Annotated in this window: 1 protein-coding gene; it reads left to right on the forward strand. The window is 46.8% G+C overall.

What is annotated here, in order from left to right:
• Positions 1-550, forward strand: a 550-nt coding sequence (locus tag R8O11_RS28755; protein WP_318195059.1) for an aspartate-semialdehyde dehydrogenase, incomplete at its 5' end; no start/stop codon positions are given.
• Between the last annotated feature and the right edge of the window lie 83 nt (positions 551-633).

Below are 633 nucleotides of genomic sequence, written 5' to 3' on the forward strand. Positions count from 1 at the left end.
GGCAAATCCAGCAAGCTCAATTCTTGATATTGACAAGAAAGTTGCAGACACAATGCGCAGCGCGTCATTCCCTACAGACAAGTTCGGCGTACCACTAGCTGGCTCGTTGATCCCGTGGATCGATGTGAAGCGCGATAATGGTCAGAGCAAAGAAGAGTGGAAAGCGGGTGTTGAAGCGAACAAGATCCTTGGTTCGCAAGGTTCTCCAGTTCCTATCGATGGTACATGTGTGCGTATCGGTGCGATGCGTTGTCACTCTCAAGCATTGACTATTAAGCTTAAGCAAAATGTGCCGATGGATGAAATCGAAGAAATCATTGCAACTCACAATGACTGGGTGAAGGTGATTCCAAACGATCGTGACATCACGGCTCAAGAGCTAACGCCAGCGAAGGTCACCGGCACTATGTCAGTTCCTGTTGGTCGTCTACGCAAGATGGCAATGGGTGATGATTTCCTAAACGCGTTCACTGTTGGTGACCAATTACTTTGGGGTGCTGCTGAGCCACTGCGTCGTACGCTTCGTATTATCCTTTCTGAAAAAGCGTAATCGACAAAACTTCGTAAAAAGAGCTCCTATATAGTAGGAGCTCTTTTTTTAACCTTCTATTTTAACCTTCACCTCGAACCACT

This window comes from Vibrio sp. 1288 (assembly GCF_033344475.1).